General features: G+C 69.4%; 18 protein-coding genes and 1 riboswitch. Of the genes, 8 read left to right on the forward strand and 10 right to left on the reverse strand.

Annotated features, from left to right (window positions below; genetic code table 11):
• From AWC02_RS08100 to moaA, 3 genes are all read right to left on the reverse strand, one after another.
• Positions 1 to 632, reverse strand: a 632-nt coding sequence (locus AWC02_RS08100) for a transglycosylase family protein (protein WP_165757871.1), incomplete at its 3' end; no start/stop codon positions are given.
• Positions 633 to 641: 9 nt separating this feature from the next.
• Positions 642 to 821: riboswitch (cyclic di-AMP (ydaO/yuaA leader) on the reverse strand.
• A gap of 246 nt (positions 822 to 1,067) precedes the next feature.
• Positions 1,068 to 1,367 carry a MoaD/ThiS family protein gene (locus tag AWC02_RS08105; protein ID WP_272818980.1) on the reverse strand — a complete coding sequence of 100 codons (300 nt, stop codon included), beginning with the start codon at positions 1,365 to 1,367 and terminating at the stop codon, positions 1,068 to 1,070.
• A 4-nt stretch (positions 1,368 to 1,371) separates the two neighbouring features.
• The gene (gene moaA / locus AWC02_RS08110; RefSeq protein ID WP_085128278.1) at positions 1,372 to 2,505 is read right to left on the reverse strand and encodes a GTP 3',8-cyclase MoaA; all 1,134 of its coding nucleotides are present in this window, start codon (positions 2,503 to 2,505) and stop codon (positions 1,372 to 1,374) included.
• 213 nt (positions 2,506 to 2,718) lie between these two features.
• On the opposite strand from moaA, the gene AWC02_RS08115 reads away from it, so the two are divergent.
• The 4 genes from AWC02_RS08115 to AWC02_RS08130 all read left to right on the forward strand — a co-directional run bounded on the left by AWC02_RS08115 (position 2,719) and on the right by AWC02_RS08130 (position 5,690).
• Complete coding sequence (locus tag AWC02_RS08115; protein ID WP_046319358.1) at positions 2,719 to 3,129, forward strand: cold-shock protein; 411 nt, start codon at positions 2,719 to 2,721, stop codon at positions 3,127 to 3,129.
• 117 nt (positions 3,130 to 3,246) lie between these two features.
• Positions 3,247 to 3,969 carry a FadR/GntR family transcriptional regulator gene (locus tag AWC02_RS08120; RefSeq protein WP_085128279.1) on the forward strand — a complete coding sequence of 241 codons (723 nt, stop codon included), beginning with the start codon at positions 3,247 to 3,249 and terminating at the stop codon, positions 3,967 to 3,969.
• The gene (locus AWC02_RS08125; RefSeq protein ID WP_085128280.1) at positions 3,966 to 4,619 is read left to right on the forward strand and encodes a sterol desaturase family protein; all 654 of its coding nucleotides are present in this window, start codon (positions 3,966 to 3,968) and stop codon (positions 4,617 to 4,619) included. Before AWC02_RS08120 ends, AWC02_RS08125 begins: the two co-directional genes overlap by 4 nt.
• A 48-nt stretch (positions 4,620 to 4,667) precedes the next feature.
• Positions 4,668 to 5,690 (forward strand): glutathione S-transferase family protein, encoded by a 1,023-nt coding sequence (locus AWC02_RS08130; RefSeq protein WP_085128351.1) that lies wholly within the window; start codon positions 4,668 to 4,670, stop codon positions 5,688 to 5,690.
• Positions 5,691 to 5,724: 34 nt separating this feature from the next.
• On the opposite strand, the gene AWC02_RS08135 is transcribed toward AWC02_RS08130, so the two are convergent.
• Both AWC02_RS08135 and AWC02_RS08140 read right to left on the reverse strand, forming a co-directional pair.
• Positions 5,725 to 6,234 (reverse strand): DUF2771 domain-containing protein, encoded by a 510-nt coding sequence (locus AWC02_RS08135; RefSeq protein ID WP_237160385.1) that lies wholly within the window; start codon positions 6,232 to 6,234, stop codon positions 5,725 to 5,727.
• Between the two features lie 7 nt (positions 6,235 to 6,241).
• Positions 6,242 to 7,825, reverse strand: a complete 1,584-nt coding sequence (locus AWC02_RS08140) for an MFS transporter (protein ID WP_109560926.1) — start codon at positions 7,823 to 7,825, stop codon at positions 6,242 to 6,244.
• A 281-nt stretch (positions 7,826 to 8,106) separates the two neighbouring features.
• Here AWC02_RS08140 and AWC02_RS08145 point away from each other — a divergent pair, with 281 nt between their 5' ends.
• Positions 8,107 to 9,102, forward strand: coding sequence for a DUF3027 domain-containing protein (locus AWC02_RS08145; protein ID WP_085128352.1), 996 nt, complete (start codon positions 8,107 to 8,109; stop codon positions 9,100 to 9,102).
• On the opposite strand, the gene AWC02_RS08150 is transcribed toward AWC02_RS08145, so the two are convergent.
• Genes AWC02_RS08150 through AWC02_RS08160 form a run of 3 tightly spaced genes read right to left on the reverse strand, consistent with a single transcriptional unit; the run spans position 9,099 to position 10,485 of the window.
• Positions 9,099 to 9,683, reverse strand: a complete 585-nt coding sequence (locus tag AWC02_RS08150) for a hypothetical protein (RefSeq protein ID WP_085128283.1) — start codon at positions 9,681 to 9,683, stop codon at positions 9,099 to 9,101. The two genes, AWC02_RS08145 and AWC02_RS08150, sit on opposite strands and share 4 nt — an antisense overlap.
• Positions 9,684 to 9,727: 44 nt before the next feature.
• Positions 9,728 to 10,186 carry an SRPBCC family protein gene (locus AWC02_RS08155; protein ID WP_085128284.1) on the reverse strand — a complete coding sequence of 153 codons (459 nt, stop codon included), beginning with the start codon at positions 10,184 to 10,186 and terminating at the stop codon, positions 9,728 to 9,730.
• A gap of 41 nt (positions 10,187 to 10,227) precedes the next feature.
• Positions 10,228 to 10,485 carry a DUF2530 domain-containing protein gene (locus AWC02_RS08160; RefSeq protein ID WP_085128285.1) on the reverse strand — a complete coding sequence of 86 codons (258 nt, stop codon included), beginning with the start codon at positions 10,483 to 10,485 and terminating at the stop codon, positions 10,228 to 10,230.
• Positions 10,486 to 10,524: 39 nt separating this feature from the next.
• On the opposite strand from AWC02_RS08160, the gene AWC02_RS08165 reads away from it, so the two are divergent.
• Positions 10,525 to 11,358, forward strand: a complete 834-nt coding sequence (locus tag AWC02_RS08165) for a TrmH family RNA methyltransferase (protein WP_085128286.1) — start codon at positions 10,525 to 10,527, stop codon at positions 11,356 to 11,358.
• Entirely contained in the window at positions 11,355 to 11,630 is a 276-nt protein-coding gene (locus AWC02_RS08170; RefSeq protein WP_085128287.1) for a DUF2537 domain-containing protein, read from the forward strand. Before AWC02_RS08165 ends, AWC02_RS08170 begins: the two co-directional genes overlap by 4 nt.
• On the opposite strand, the gene sepH is transcribed toward AWC02_RS08170, so the two are convergent.
• Both sepH and serC read right to left on the reverse strand, forming a co-directional pair.
• A complete protein-coding gene (gene sepH / locus AWC02_RS08175; protein ID WP_085128288.1) occupies positions 11,621 to 12,397 on the reverse strand; it encodes a septation protein SepH in 777 nt (258 codons plus the stop codon). The genes AWC02_RS08170 and sepH overlap by 10 nt on opposite strands.
• Positions 12,398 to 12,540: 143 nt before the next feature.
• Positions 12,541 to 13,659 carry a phosphoserine transaminase gene (gene serC / locus AWC02_RS08180; protein WP_085128289.1) on the reverse strand — a complete coding sequence of 373 codons (1,119 nt, stop codon included), beginning with the start codon at positions 13,657 to 13,659 and terminating at the stop codon, positions 12,541 to 12,543.
• A gap of 186 nt (positions 13,660 to 13,845) precedes the next feature.
• On the opposite strand from serC, the gene AWC02_RS08185 reads away from it, so the two are divergent.
• Entirely contained in the window at positions 13,846 to 14,889 is a 1,044-nt protein-coding gene (locus tag AWC02_RS08185) for an AurF N-oxygenase family protein (protein ID WP_085128353.1), read from the forward strand.
• Positions 14,890 to 14,899 lie beyond the last annotated feature (10 nt).

Consider the following 14,899-nt stretch of genomic DNA (forward strand, 5'->3'; position numbering starts at 1 on the left):
GGGGCCGGGGCCTCGAATGCGGGCGCCTCCGGTGCCGGAGCTTCGGGGGCGGGTGCCTCCGGTGCCGGCGGAATCCAACCGGCGGGCTCTACCGGTGCCGCGCCTTCGGCGGGCGCCGGTGCCTCGGGGGCCGGGGGAGCCCACCACGGCGCGGGCTCGGGGGCGGGCGGCGGTGCCAGCGGGTTGTCCAAGGCCACGGCCTCGCCGCTGATCTCCGGGTTGTCGATCGGGGCGTCCGCCGGCGGTGTCACCGGAACCTCGCGGTGGGTCGCGCTGGACAGGCCGCGCCCACAGACCGGCCAGGCGCCACGGCCCTGGGTGGCCAGTACGTGCTCGGCGATGGCGATCTGCTGCTCGCGGCTGGCCAGGTGTGCCGAGGGGGCGTACTTGCCGCCGCCGTGGGCACTCCACGTGCTGGGCGAGAACTGCAGTCCGCCCTGGTAGCCGTTGCCGGTGTTGATGCTCCAGTTGTTGCCGGATTCGCAGCGGGCTACGTGGTCCCATTCGTCATCGGTAGCTGCGGCCGCGGTGCCCGCGAGGGCGAGGCTGCCGCCACCGACCACGGCTCCGGTGAATGCGATTTTGGCGATGTTGACATGCGATTGGGGGGGCTTGCGATGCCGTCCACTCATACGGTGGTGAATTCCTCTCTGTCTACGCCTGCGAGGTCAGCGTCGGGTTCGGGCAGAGGGGCTGCCCGGCCGGGACGCGCACGGTTGGCGCATCGTCGGCTTCACCTCTAGAGGCCTGTCATGGCCTCCGGGCCGCACTCGGCGGACCCATTGGGTCCCCCGCCTTCATCCATCAGGTATTTGTGGTTTTCCTCGCCCGTTGGATGAAGCTCGGCGCTACGGGTGAGGAAAGGCGGATCGAACGGAAGATTTTTCGATACACCCGGGAAGCACCGTATCGGGTCTTCTGCCATGAGTCACCCTTGACGCGCTATGGCGTTTTCATCGCTGTTTCTTCCCATAGCGCCAGGAAACAACCGTATCTGCGCAGGTCAGAGGCACCGCAATCAAGCCGTTGTCAGGCCGTGATCAATCCGTTATGTGACGTAGATCATGTTATCCGCCGGCGAACGGCGGCAGGACATCCACGGTTTCACCGGGCCGCAACGCCGCTTCGTGGTCGCGCACCGCGACACCGTCGCGCAGATAGGAGCAGCGGCTCAACACCGCCGCCAGACGCTCATTGCGGCCGGAAAGCGTCTCGGTCAGGCCCGCCACCCCCGCGCCGCGGGGCACGCTGACGGTCTCGGATTCGGCCCCCGCGGCTGCCCGGGCCGCGGCGAAGTAGCGCACCGTCACCGCGACGCTGTCCATGGGCCCTCCGGTCTGAGTGGTCGTCGCTGCGATCTCGGTCATTCGTTCAGCCCCCGATCGCGCTCATCGGCCGGTCCGGCTGGATGAAGTTCGGGTCGTTGATGCCGTGGCCGGCCTTCTTGAGCCACATCGCGGCGCGCCACGCCTGCTCGATGGCGCCGTCGTCGGCCCCGCTGCGCAGCAGGGCACGCAGGTCGGACTCGTCCGTGGCGAACAGGCAGTTGCGGATCTGGCCGTCGGCCGTGAGCCGGGTCCGGTCGCAGCTGCCGCAGAACGGGCGTGACACCGAGGCGATGATTCCGAACGTGCCCGCGGGAGTGTCCGGGCCCTCCTGGACCTGCCACAGCTCGGCAGGCGCGGATCCACGCGGCTTGGCGTCGCGGCGCAGCGTGAAGCGGGCCCCCACCGCCTCCAGAACCTGATCGACGTCGAGTCCGGCGTCGCGGGTCCATCGGTGGTCGGCGTCCAGCGGCATCATCTCGATGACCCGCAGCTGGTAGCCGTGCTGCAGGCAGAAGTGCAGCAGGTTGACGATGTCGTCGCCGGTGATCTTGGGGTCGAGGACGGCATTGACCTTGATGGGTGTCATGCCGGCCCGGGCGGCCGCGTCGAGCCCGGCGAGCACGTGGGGCAGGCGGTCTCGGCGCGTGATCTCGGCGAAGTGGGCGCGATCGACAGTGTCCAGCGACACGTTGATCCGGTCCAGGCCGGCCTCCACCAAAGCGCCGGCGCGCCGGGCCAGGCCCAGGCCGTTGGTGGTCAGGGCGATCTCGGGGCGCGGCCGTAGTGCCGCGGCGCCGGCGACCACGCTTTCCAGGTGCCGGGCCAGCAGCGGTTCGCCGCCGGTGAACCGGATGTCGGTGATGCCCAACCGGGTGACGCCGATCCGCATCAGCCGGATCAGCTCGGCGTCGGACAGCAGGTGGGTGCTGGGGATCCAGTCCAGTCCTTCGGCGGGCATGCAGTAGGTGCAGCGCAGGTTGCAGCGGTCGGTCAGGGATATCCGCAAGTCGGTGTGGACGCGGCCGAAGGTGTCCACCAACGGTCCGGAGGTGGGCATGGCGGTGGCGGCGGCGCGTTGCGCGGCTTCGTCGAAAGCTTTCCGGGTGACTGCGCCCGGGTCGGCGTCGGCCGCCACCTGCCCAGGTGGGGTGCGTCGATCCCGTTCCCTCAACGTCATGTCCGTATCCGATTCCGTCGGCCGGAGAGCGGCCGGATCGATTTCGGCGCGCGGTCCAGATCTCCTTCAGCGCCGTGGTCAGCCTACCGAGTAAACCTGGGTGTTTTGTGGGTCGCGGTCCGAGTAAGATCTGCTGCTGACGCGTCCTGCGCAGGCGGGACGCTTCCTTTATGTCCTCGAGTCCGTGATCAGCAAGACAAGCAGGTGAGACCAGTGCCGACCGGCAAGGTGAAGTGGTACGACGCCGCGAAGGGCTTCGGCTTCCTGTCCCAGGAAGAAGGCGAGGACGTCTACGTCCGCGCCTCGGCCCTGCCGGCCGGTGTGGAGGGTCTCAAGGCGGGCCAGCGGGTGGAGTTCGGCGTCGCCGCCGGCCGCCGCGGCCCGCAGGCGCTGACGGTGAAGCTGATCGACCCGCCGCCGAGCCTGTCCCGGAATCGCCGCGAGGCAGCTCCGGCCGAGCACCGGCACACCCCCGACGAGCTGCACGGCATGGTCGAGGACATGATCACTCTGCTGGAAGGCACGGTGCAGCCCGAGCTGCGCAAGGGGCGCTACCCGGACCGCAAGACCGCCCGGCAGATCTCCGAGGTGGTCAAGGCCGTGGCCCGCGAACTCGACGCCTGAGCTCAGCGGGCCGCTGATCTTCGGCGGCCACCCTGTTGCATCGGTTCGGCGGCCCGGTTTCAGTGAACTGGTCTGACCACCAGACCTCCAGCCAAGGAAGGTGCTAGTGTCCGGACTGTGAGTCTGCAGCCGATCGCCCGCCAGTCGATCCCCGACGAGATCTTCGCCCAGCTTGCCGGGCAGGTGCTCTCCGGCGACCGGACGCCCGGCGAGACCCTGCCCAGCGAGCGGACCCTGTCCGAGGCGCTCGGCGTCTCGCGGGCCGCCGTCCGGGAGGCGCTGGGCCGGTTGGACCGCGCGCGCCTCATCCAGGTCCGTCAGGGCGAGTCGACCGTGGTCCGTGACTTTCGTGCCGAGGCAGGCTTCGATGTGCTGCCGCTCCTGCTGGTGCACGGCGGCGACGTCGACCGGGACACCTTGGCCAGCGTGATCGAGGCCCGCGCCGTGATCGGCCCCCAGGTGGCCGCCCTGGCGGCGGCGCGCGTCACCGACGACGCTCGCCGACGTCTGCGGGCCGCGGTCGACGAGTTGGCAGCCGAACCCGACCCCCTGCAACGAATGTGGCGTGCCCTCGGCTTCTGGGAAATCATCGTCGAGGGCGCCGAATCCATTGCGTTCCGGCTGCTTTTCAACACGTTGCGCCAGGTCTACATCCCCGCCCTCGATGTGCTCGTCAATGTGATGGCCGCTGAGGTCGGCGATATTGCGCACTATCGGTCGCTCGCCGAGGCGATTGCCGCCGGGGACCAGGACGACTCCCGGCGGATCGCGCAACAGCTGCTCGAACTGGGCAGCGCCGCGTTCGCCGAACTCACTGCCCAGCTGGAGGGCCCGCGATGACCCGCAAGCAACAGGGCCTGCCCCAGGCATTCGCCGAGTTCATCCGGCACCCGACTCCCTGGATGCTCGTCGCCTGGGTCGCAGCCCTACTGGCGGCGCGCCTGGCGGTGGGCGGATGGTCGATCGTCGATACGGCTATCGCCGTTGCGCTGGTGGCTTTTTCGCCTGTCGGCGAGTGGTTGATCCATACCGGCATCCTGCACTGGCGGCCGCGCACGCTGGCCGGGGTCACAATCGACTCGCGCCTGGCCCGCGACCATCGCCGGCATCACCGCGACCCCCGCGACATTCCGCTGATCTTCATCCCGTGGCCCAGCCTGATCGTGATCATCGCCGGTTTGACACCCCTGGCGTTCGTCGCCTTCGGCAACCCCGGCAAAGGGCTGACGTTCGTCTTGACCATCGCCACGTTCCTGGTGTTCTACGAGTGGATTCACTACCTGGTGCACACCGACTACAAACCCCGCCACGCGATCTACCGTGCGGTCTGGCGCAATCACCGGTACCACCACTTCAAGAACGAGCGGTACTGGTTCACCGTGACCACCGCCGGCACTGCCGACCGGCTGCTGGGCACCTACCCGGACCCGCGCGAGGTGCCCTCATCGCCCACAGTGCGAAACCTGCACGCGCCGACGGCAACCGGCTGATCTCCGTAGCGGCCGCAGCGGGTGGCCGGCCGTGGCACTCTGGAAGGCATGGCCAGCTACCTCGCCGGCGGCGATTTCACGCGCGACACCGACTACATCTCCACCCGTATCACCGCCGATGGCCGTGACGGATATCCGGTCGAGCCGGGCCGGTACCGGTTGATCGTCGCGCGGGCCTGCCCGTGGGCCAATCGCGCGATCATCGTGCGGCGCCTGCTCGGCCTGGAGAGCGCCATCTCCATCGGATTTTGCGGGCCCACCCACGATCAGCGCAGCTGGACCTTCGACCTGGACCCGGGCGGGGTGGACCCGGTCCTGGGGATACCGCGACTGCAAGACGCGTACTTCAAGCGCATTCCGGACTATCCCAAGGGGATCACCGTCCCGGCGATGGTGGACGTGCCCACCGGTGCGGTGGTGACCAACGACTTCGCCCAGATGACCTTGGACTTCTCCACCGAATGGACGGCCTATCACCGGCCGGGGGCTCCCCAGCTGTATCCCGAATCGCTGCGCGACGAGATCGACGAGGTGAGCAAAAAGATCTACACCGAAATCAACAACGGCGTGTACCGGTGCGGCTTCGCCGGCACCCAGGAGGCCTACGACGCCGCCTACGGCCGATTGTTCAGCGCGCTGGACTGGGTCAGCGAGCGACTGGCCGACCAGCGATATCTGGTGGGGGACACCATCACCGAAGCCGACGTCCGACTGTTCACCACGCTGGCCCGGTTCGACCCGGTCTACCACGGTCATTTCAAGTGCAACCGGCAGAAGCTTTCCGAGATGCCGGTGCTGTGGGCCTACGCCCGGGATCTGTTCCAGACGCCCGGGTTCGGCGACACCATCGACTTCGTCCAGATCAAACAGCACTACTACATCGTGCATGCCGACATCAACCCGTCGCAGATCGTTCCCGTCGGGCCGGATCTGGCCAATTGGCTGTCGCCGCATGGACGAGAAGCTTTGGGCGGCAGGCCGTTCGGGGACGGAACGCCGCCGGGTCCGGTGCCTGACGGAGAGCGGGTGCCGGCCGGGCACGGGGCTGAGCCGGTCAGCGCCGGCCGTTAGCGCGGCGCAGCCGGCGCCGATAGGGGTCCCGGCGTCAGCTCAGCGCCGGACGGCTCCAGCGCATCCCGACCGCCCATTCGGCGTGCGGCACCGCGAACTGTTCGCCGGTGCTGCTGTCGACCACCAGGGTGAGCAGCTGTACCACCAGGCCGCGCAGCGCGCCGCGCTGCGGATCCACGGTGGGGACGGTGACCGCCAGCGTGCTGCCCGGCGGATACATCTTGCCGGTGGATTCGTCCGGGTTGTCGTAGAGCAGCAACAACCGCCATGGCGCCCGGCCGATGGTGGTGTCCACCGACAGCTGCACCGGATGCCGCGAGTCGACCGCCAGGGTCGCCCGTTCTTGGGTCAGCAGGCACTCATCGAGGTCGAGCACGCTGCAGTACAGGTACGGGCCGACCCGGCTGAGGTGCCCGTTGGAGAACACACTGATCTGCGGCGGCGTCGGCTCCTCGGCCCGGGTGAACCACCAGGTGCCCAACCCGGCAAGCGTCGCGGCCACCACCGCCAGGACCGCCACCGCGACGACCGTCGAGCGCTTCACCTGCACATCACCCCTGTCTCGCCGCATCCATGCGGGCACCGTCCTGCTCGATCAGCACCGGCCGGTTGCCCCCGAGACCGGGAATCAACGAGTCGCCGTGGAACGACAGGATGGTCTGGGCCAGACCCGGGATCAGCAGAGCCGTGATCGCGGTGAAGCCCACCCACAGGTCGGTGTATACCAGCACCCCCAGCGCACCACCCAACACCCAGGCCAGTTGCAGGGTGGACTCCGTGCGGCCGAACGCCGACGCCCGCGACTCTTCGGGCAGGTCGTCCTGGAGCGCGGCATCCAGCGACGCCTTCGAGATGGCGCTCGCCCCGGAGGTCACCAGCGCGGCGACCGCGGCCATCACCAGGGTTCCGGCCACCGCCGCGGCCAGCGCGACCGCAGTCACCGCCATGGTGCAGCGCACCACCAGGACCGCCGGACGGCCGAGTTGAAGGCGAGCGCTGGTGAAGTTGCCGGCGAAATTACCCACTCCCGCCGCCGCGCCGATCAGCCCGAGGATCCCCAGCTGCACCCAGCCGCCGGCGTTGTGCGCTTTGGCGACGAACGCCGGGTACAGGAACAGGAACCCGACCATGGCCTTGATGGTGCAGTTACCCCACAGCGCGGCGATGATGTTGCGGCCCAGGGGTTGCCGCAGCGGTTGACTCAGTGCCCCGCCGGCCCGCCGGACCTGTTCGGGCCAGCTGCGGCGCCGCTCGTCGAAGCGATAGCTCAGCGTGGTCGGGACCTCGCCGGTGGTCACCTCCACCCAGCGCGGAATCCGCATCGACAGCACCGCGCCGGCCACCGACACCGCGACGAGCACCAACAACGCGCCCGGCAGCGCCAACAGGCGGGTGAAGACATACTCCGCGCCCGCAGCGACGCCGCCGCCCACAATCGTTCCGCCGAGCAGGCCGAACACCGTCAGCCGGGAATTGACCCGCACCAGGTCGATCGACGGTGGCATCACCCGGGGCGTCACCGCGCTGCGCAACACCGTGAACGACTTGGACAGGACCATCATCGCCAGCGCGCAGGGGTAGAGCACCCAGGAGCCGAATGTTCCCGCGACACCGTCGTAATTGGCGATCAGCACCAGCGCCAGGACCGTGCGCAGCGCGAACGACATGGCCAGGGCCGCGCGGCGGCCGTGCTGGACGCGGTCCAAGGCGGGACCGATCAGCGGCGCGACCACCGCGAACGGCGCGATCGTCACCAGCAGGTACAGCGCCACCCGGCCCTTGCTCTCGCCGGCGGCGGCGGCAAAGAACAAGGTGTTGGCCAGTGCCACCGCCATCGCCGCGTCCACCGCGAAGTTGGCCACCACCGGCCAGGTCAGTGCGGTCAGACCGGACTTGTCGGCGCCGTCGGCGGTGGCGGCCCGCTGCACCAGCCCGTACATCCGGGAGCCCATCTCGCGGCTGCGGGCCGCGGCGGCCCGGGTGACCCCCACCCGCTCGCTGGTCGGCGAACCGCCCGACGGCGGGTGGTGGCGCGGCGTCTCGGTGTGCTCGCGCAGCGGTGGCAGGTAGCGGTTGGCACTGGGCATCGGGCGTCGGCGCTGGTCACCCGTATGGTTACTGGGGTAGTTGGCCATGCCGGGATGTTGTCCGGCGGAGCCGTTGCGCCCGCCGCCGCCGGCGGCCGGGGGCGTACGGCGCCGGCCCGGTTCGGGAAGATCACGCCGCCGTGCAGACACATCCGCGATTCTTCCCTATGCCGGCCGCTTGCCCGCGCAGGCCGTCGTCGTGCCTGCATGTGGCTGACTGAGCCGCGCTGCGGCAGTATGAGTGGCGTCATTGAACGGAAGGGACCCGCGTGACCGGACCCAGCGCAGAATCAGACACTGCGACCATCGCCGTGCCCACGGTGCTGGCCATGGCTGTCGAACAGGCACGCTCGGCCGTCGCTGAGTTCAGCGGCGCCGATACCGTCGGTGAGCATTTGGGCGTCGACTACGAGGACGCCAGTGCGGCCACCCACCGGTTCCGGGCACTGCTGCCCGGCTACCAGGGATGGCAGTGGGCCGTCGTCGTCGCCGCCGTCCCCGGCGCCGTCCGGCCCACGATCAGCGAGGTGGTCCTGGTGCCCGGCCCCTCGGCCCTGCTGGCCCCCGAGTGGGTGCCGTGGGACCAGCGCGTCCGGCCGGGCGATCTGGGACCGGGCGACCTGCTGGCACCGCCGGCCGACGACCCGCGCCTGGTACCCGGCTACACCTCCAGCGGCGACCCGCAGCTCGACGAGGTAGCCGGTGAGATCGGCCTGGGCCGACGCTGGCTGATGAGTCCGGTGGGCCGCGCCGAGGCGGCGCAGCGCTGGCATGACGGGGATTACGGGCCGGATTCGGCGATGGCGCGCTCCACCAAGCGGATCTGCCGCGACTGTGGCTTCTATCTGCCGCTCGCCGGCGAGCTGGGCACCGTGTTCGGTGTGTGCGGCAACGAGATGTCCGCCGACGGGCATGTGGTCGACAACCGGTACGGCTGCGGCGCGCACAGCGACACCCCGGCGCCCGCCGGAACCGGATCCCCGGCGTACGAGCCTTTCGACGACGGTGTGCTGGAGATCGTCGACGCCACTGCCGTTGCCGCTGTCGATCCGGCTGAGTCGGTGGACGAGGCCCCGGCCGAGCAAGACGCCGTCGCCGAAGCGCCGACCGACGCTCCGGCTGAAGCCGAGGCCCCGGTCGAAACCGAATCCGAGGCCCCGGTTGAAGCCGACGTCCCGGTTGAAGCCGAAGCCGCAGCTTCAGTCGAGGCCCCGGCCGAGACGGCGCCGGAGCCGCAGACCGAAGCCGCTGAGGCGGCCGTTGAGGCGCCGGAGGCTGCCGTCGGCGAGGCCGCGGAAAACCCGGATGAGCCGCAGACGCCCTAACCGAAGTTGAACAGGTATTCGCCCGGGAGCACCAAGACCATGTTGAACACGGTGCCGATCACGGCTCCCGGCAGCCCGACCACGTAGTTGACGATGTCCAGCGGAATGCTGACCGCCTGACTGAACGCCATCCCGAAGTCGAGGTTGAGCAGGCTGGTGATCAGGTTCTCGACGTCGTTGTACAGCGTGAACGGCAGGCTGATGAAGCGGTTGAACAGCCCCACGGCGGCCGCCACCTCGGCGTTGAACAGGCCGACGAAGTCGAATGCGGCGGCGGCGCCGGGCACGTCGAACGCGTCGGCCGCGCCGGGCAGGAGGTCGTACAGGTTGGTGTCGCCCGGCAGCAGGTCGAGCAGATCGGCGCCGCCTGGGAGGTTGAGCTCCTCGGCGACGGCGGTCAGGTCGAATCCCGCGAGCGCATCGAAGCTGTCAGCCACCGCGTTGCCGGCCAGCGCCACCTGCGCCGATACCAGCGGCAGGGGCTGGCCGGTGGCCTCAAGTGAGGCCGCCGCGGGGGTCAGGCCGGCGGCCAGCAATGCCGTGGCCGCGAGCAGCCCTGTCCCGGATTTCACCGATTCCATGGATTCCTCCCAGTTCCGACGGTCGTTGCCCTGGCGCCCCGCGTTCAGCTGCGTTCTGCGGCGGCCTTGATCTTGGCCAGTGAGGCGTTCATACCCTCGACCAGCTCCTGCTCGAAAGCGGGCGTCCCGCCCATGAATTTGCCCACCAAAAACGCCGAGACCGCGGTGGTTTCGCCATTGGCGGCGTGGCGACTCTCCACCACCCGCGTCCCGTCTGCGGTCGGTTCGAGCTCATAGCTCCACACGGTGCGGTTCTCGCTGACGCGGAAAGCCAGCTTGCGCTCCGGGACGTACTCGGTGATGACGGAGCTGGTGGGCCAGAACATCCGGCCGCGCCGGTTGAAGTTGATGGTGCGGGTGCCCGGGCGCACCGCGCCCAGCGGCTTCATCCACCTGCACTGCGGGCTCCACTCGGGCATCCGCCGGAAGTCCGAGATAAGTGCCCAGACCTTGGCAACCGGCGCGTTGATGTCGATCTGTGCCGTCAGCAGTGGGGCCGCCATAGCATTCCTCCTCGATTGTCGGTTCACAACTCTATGCGGGGTTATTCGTGTTCCAGCCCGGTTTGGGCTCCGCGCGCGCCGCGGCGCGCCGCCGCGCGTTGCACCAGAAAGACGGTCGTGCCGATCACCCCGACGCCTAAGCCCCCCACACTGACCGTGCGCCAGCTCTCCAGGGCGGGCACCGTGAACGCGGCGAGGGTCGCGCAGCAGAAGCCGACGAATCCCGCGCCGATCACCGGCCACACGCGAAGCAGCGCGGTCGGCAGCGGGGGCGGTTCGGGGGAGTGTGGAGGGGTCATCGCCGTTGACGTTAGCGCCTCGCCGGTAAAGTCCACGCAGTGACCAGGCTCGTCGATGTTGTCGATATCGACGACCCGCGCGATGCTCGGCTGGATGACTTCCGCGACCTCAACAGCATCGATCGCCGCCCGGACCTGCAGTCGGGCAAGGGGCTGGTGATCGCCGAAGGGGTGCTGGTGGTGCAGCGGATGCTGGCCTCGCGGTTCGCCCCGCGGGCGCTGCTGGGCACCGATCGCCGGTTGACCGAGCTGAGCGCCGACCTGACCGGCCCCGACGCCCCCGACGTCCCGTTCTATCGGGTGTCGGCGGAGGTGATGGCCGAGGTGGTGGGGTTTCACCTCAACCGGGGTGTGCTGGCCGCGGCATCGCGGGTGCCCGAGCCGCCGGTGGCCGAGCTGGTGGCGGGGGCGCGGACCATCGCGGTGCTCGAGGGCGTGAACGATCACGAGAACCTGGGGTCGATCTTCCGCAACGGCGCGGGCCTGGGCGTGGACGCGGTGGTGTTCGGCAGCGGCTGCGCGGACCCGCTCTACCGGCGTTCGGTGCGGGTCTCGATGGGCCACGCCCTGCTGGTGCCGTTCGCCCGCTCGGCGGACTGGCCGGCAGACCTGACGATGCTGCGCGAGCAGGGATTCCGGCTGCTGGCGATGACGCCCGACCCGGGCGCGGAGGTGCTGTCCAGTGCCATGACCACGCTGCGCGACGAGCGGGTGGCGGTACTGGTCGGAGCGGAGGGCCCGGGCCTGTCGGAGCGGGCGATGCGCGCCAGCGACATGCGGGTCCGCATCCCGATGTCGCGGGGAACCGACTCCCTCAACGTCGCAACGGCGGCGGCGCTGGCGTTCTACGAGCGCAGCAGGCTGGCGCAATGACGTCCAGACCGCGTACGCCGTGGGGGACGGGTTTGACCGTGGCCGCGTTCGCCGCGGCGGTGACCGGCACCGCGATCGCGGTCTTGACGCTGGGCCTGCTCCGGGTGCACCCGGCGGTGGCGGTGGTGCTCAATGTGGTCGCGGTGGGCGGCCTGGCTCCGACCGTGTGGGGCTGGCGGGGCACGCCGGTGCTGCGATGGCTGGCGCTGGGCGCCGGGTTAGGGGTGTTGAGCGGGTGGCTGGCGCTGGTGGTGCTGGTCGCTCAGCGCTGACCGGTCGAACGGACCCCGAGCAGGACGTCCTCCCACCCCGGTACCGGGGGCTTGCTGCGGCGGGCGCGGCTGCCCGAACGCTGCTGGACCGGTTCCGCGTCGACCTCGGCGGGGGCGGCCGGCTCCTGGAAGTCCAGCGCCGCGACCGCGGCAACCGGCCGCAGCGGTCGGTCGAAGTCCGGGTCGATCAGCTCCATGGCCGCGTCGTCGACGGCGGTGACCGTTCCGCCGTGCGCGCCCGGAGCGAACCGGAAGTGGGCGACGTTGTCCGAGCGCCCCGCCTTCCATGCCAGCTGTACCGTCCAGCGCCCGTCGTCGTTGCGCCAGGCGTCCCAATTGGTGCTGTCGGAGCTCAGGCCACGCGACAGCAGCGCGGAGGTGACGACCTCCAGCAGGGTCGAGACCGCCGGGCCGTCGGCCAGCACCGGGTGGGCGGCGGCGGCGAGTTCGGCGGCCCGGGACCGCTCGAGCAGCACGGGGTGGGCGAAGCGCTCCACCCGGGCCACGTCGACACCGGCCGCGGCGGCCACCTGTTCGACGGAAGCCCCGGCCCGGATTCGGGCCTGGATGTCCTTGGGCCGCAGCATGCTGCTGCCCGCATCGGCCGTGTTCTTTCCCACCCGGTGGCCTTCGCCGCGGACCGCGCCGCGCAACCGGTCATCGATGCGCACCCGGAACATCTCGGTGTGGTCTTCGCCGTCGCCGGCGCTTTCGCAGATGATGTGGTTGCCGTCGACGTCGAGGCCGATGGCCCTCAGTTCCCGCATGACTTCTCCTTGCGAACGCCGGTTACCTGCGGACTCTAGTCCAGTCGGCAGCCCGGTCCGGCGTGACACACCGGCGTTATAACGATCCGATCACGGGGAAAGCGGCGGGGCCGCTGCGGTCTGCGCGCTGTGCGCAACCGCGCTCAGAGACGCTCGACCACCCAGTCCACGCACTCGGTCAGGGCGCTCACGTCGTCGGGCTCCACCGCGGGGAACATCGCGACGCGCAGCTGGTTGCGGCCCAGCTTGCGGTAGGGCTCGGTGTCGACGATGCCGTTGGCCCGCAGCACCTTGGCGACCGCCGCGGCGTCGACCTCGTCGACGAAGTCGATGGTGCCCACCACCTGCGAGCGCAGCGCCGGGTCGGCGACGAAGGGCGTGGTGAACGGCCGCTCCTCGGCCCATGAGTAGAGCCGTTGCGCCGAGTCCGCGGTGCGCTTGACCGCCCAGTCCAATCCGCCGTTGCCCCGCATCCAGTCCAACTGCTCGGCCAGCAGCGCCAGGGTGGCGATCGCGGGGGTGTTGTAGGTCTGGTTCTTGGTGCTGTTGTCCACCGCGATCGGCAGCGACAGGAACTCCGGCACCCACCGGCCGGACGCCGCGATGGCCTCGATGCGCGCCAGCGCGGCCGGGCTCATGATGGCCAGCCACAATCCGCCGTCGGAGGCGAAGTTCTTCTGGGGCGCGAAGTAGTAGGCGTCGGCCTCGGTGATGTCGACCGGCAACCCGCCGGCACCCGAGGTCGCGTCGATCACGACCAAGGCGTCGCCGGCGCCGGCGGGCCGGCGCACCGGCACCGCCACCCCGGTGGAGGTCTCGTTGTGCGCCCAGGCGATCACGTCGACCGACGGGTCGGACTGCGGTTCGGGGGCGCTGCCCGCGTCGGCCTTGATGATGATCGGGTCGCCCACGAACGGGTTCTTGGCCACCGCCGAGGCGAACTTCGCGCTGAACTCGCCGTACGTCAGGTGCAGCGACCGCTTGTCCACCAGGCCGAATGCCGCCGCGTCCCAGAAGGCCGTGGATCCGCCGTTGCCCAAGACCACTTCGTAGTCGTCGGGCACCGAGAACAGCTCGCGCAATCCGGAGCGGACCCGGCCGACGAGGTCTTTGACCGGAGCCTGTCGGTGCGAGGTGCCGAACAGCGGCGCGGCCGTGGTGACCAGCGCGTTCAACTGCTCGGGGCGGACCTTCGACGGCCCGCAGCCGAACCGTCCGTCGGCGGGCTTGATGGTGTCCGGGATCGTGAGCTGTTCAGCCATGGGCTCCAGCGTAGACAGCGGCCCATACCCTGCTGCATCGCAGGTTTACTGTGACGCAGATCACTTGTCGCACTCGACACCTGTCACGCCCACAAGGTTGGACTTGACCCTAGACGGGTAACCGATACCTGCGGTACCGTTGTACATAAGCCTAGTAAATGTAAACGACTGGTGGAGGTGTCTCTGATGGCTCAGAAAGCAGCCCGAACCCGGATCGTGCGCCGGTGGCGAGCCAACATGGAAGTGACCGACGACCCGGCCTACGTCGAGACGCTCAACACCCTGTCGGAAGGTTCGGTGCGCCGGAACTTCAATCCCTACACCGACATCGACTGGGACAGTCCCGAGTTCAAGGTCACCGACAACGACCCGCGCTGGGTGTTGCCGGCCACCGACCCGATCGGCCGGCACTGGTGGTACCAGCAGCAGCCGCAGGACGTGCAGATCAAGATCGGCATGTGGCGCCAGGCCAACGTCGCCAAGGTGGGACTGCACTTCGAATCCATCCTGATCCGCGGCCTGATGGAGTACGCGTTCTGGGTGCCCAACGGTTCCCCCGAGTACCGCTACTGCCTGCACGAGGCGGTCGAAGAGTGCAACCACACCATGATGTTCCAGGAGATGGTCAACCACATCGGTGCCGACGTCCCCGGGATGCCGCGACTGCTCAAGTGGGTCCAGCCGGTGATCCCGCTGGTCGCCGGCCCGGCGCCCATCCCGTTCTGGTTCGGCATCCTCGCCGGCGAGGAGCCCATCGACCACATCCAGAAGAGCATCCTGCGCGAAGGCAAGACCCTGCACCCGATCATGGAGCGGGTGATGGCCATCCACGTGGCCGAGGAGGCGCGGCACATCTCCTTCGCACATGAGTACCTGCACAAGCGCATCCCGCGTCTGCCGCGCCGTCAGCGGTTCGCACTGTCGCTGTACGTGCCGATCGTGATGCGGATTCTGTGCTCGGCGATCGTGGTGCCGCCCAAGGCCTTCTGGAGCGAGTTCGACATCCCGCGCGAGGTGCGCAAGGACATCTTCTTCCGCTCGGTAGAAGCCCGTCAGATGTTGCAGGACATGTTCGGCGACGTCCGGATGCTCTGCCACGACACCGGTCTGATGAACCCGGTGGCCAAACTGGTCTGGCGGATCTGCCGCATCCACGGTGCGCCGTCGAGGTTCCGCAGCCAGCCGCAGCGCAAGCACCTCACCCCGGTGGCCTCGGCCTCGGTCGCGTAGCGGCGCCGCG

Source organism: Mycolicibacter engbaekii (assembly GCF_002101585.1).
Lineage (GTDB): Bacteria > Actinomycetota > Actinomycetes > Mycobacteriales > Mycobacteriaceae > Mycobacterium > Mycobacterium engbaekii.

What these genes read in the sequence shown, in the direction of transcription:
- AWC02_RS08105 (WP_272818980.1), bottom strand. Translation starts at nt 1,367, where the DNA reads ATGACCGAGATCGCAGCGACGACCACTCAGACCGGAGGGCCCATGGAC.
- moaA (WP_085128278.1), bottom strand. Translation starts at nt 2,505, where the DNA reads ATGACGTTGAGGGAACGGGATCGACGCACCCCACCTGGGCAGGTGGCG.
- AWC02_RS08125 (WP_085128280.1), top strand. Translation starts at nt 3,966, where the DNA reads ATGACCCGCAAGCAACAGGGCCTGCCCCAGGCATTCGCCGAGTTCATC.
- AWC02_RS08130 (WP_085128351.1), top strand. Translation starts at nt 4,668, where the DNA reads ATGGCCAGCTACCTCGCCGGCGGCGATTTCACGCGCGACACCGACTAC.
- AWC02_RS08140 (WP_109560926.1), bottom strand. Translation starts at nt 7,825, where the DNA reads ATGGCCAACTACCCCAGTAACCATACGGGTGACCAGCGCCGACGCCCG.
- AWC02_RS08145 (WP_085128352.1), top strand. Translation starts at nt 8,107, where the DNA reads ATGGCTGTCGAACAGGCACGCTCGGCCGTCGCTGAGTTCAGCGGCGCC.
- AWC02_RS08150 (WP_085128283.1), bottom strand. Translation starts at nt 9,683, where the DNA reads ATGGAATCGGTGAAATCCGGGACAGGGCTGCTCGCGGCCACGGCATTG.
- AWC02_RS08155 (WP_085128284.1), bottom strand. Translation starts at nt 10,186, where the DNA reads ATGGCGGCCCCACTGCTGACGGCACAGATCGACATCAACGCGCCGGTT.
- AWC02_RS08160 (WP_085128285.1), bottom strand. Translation starts at nt 10,485, where the DNA reads ATGACCCCTCCACACTCCCCCGAACCGCCCCCGCTGCCGACCGCGCTG.
- AWC02_RS08170 (WP_085128287.1), top strand. Translation starts at nt 11,355, where the DNA reads ATGACGTCCAGACCGCGTACGCCGTGGGGGACGGGTTTGACCGTGGCC.
- sepH (WP_085128288.1), bottom strand. Translation starts at nt 12,397, where the DNA reads ATGCGGGAACTGAGGGCCATCGGCCTCGACGTCGACGGCAACCACATC.
- serC (WP_085128289.1), bottom strand. Translation starts at nt 13,659, where the DNA reads ATGGCTGAACAGCTCACGATCCCGGACACCATCAAGCCCGCCGACGGA.
- AWC02_RS08185 (WP_085128353.1), top strand. Translation starts at nt 13,846, where the DNA reads ATGGCTCAGAAAGCAGCCCGAACCCGGATCGTGCGCCGGTGGCGAGCC.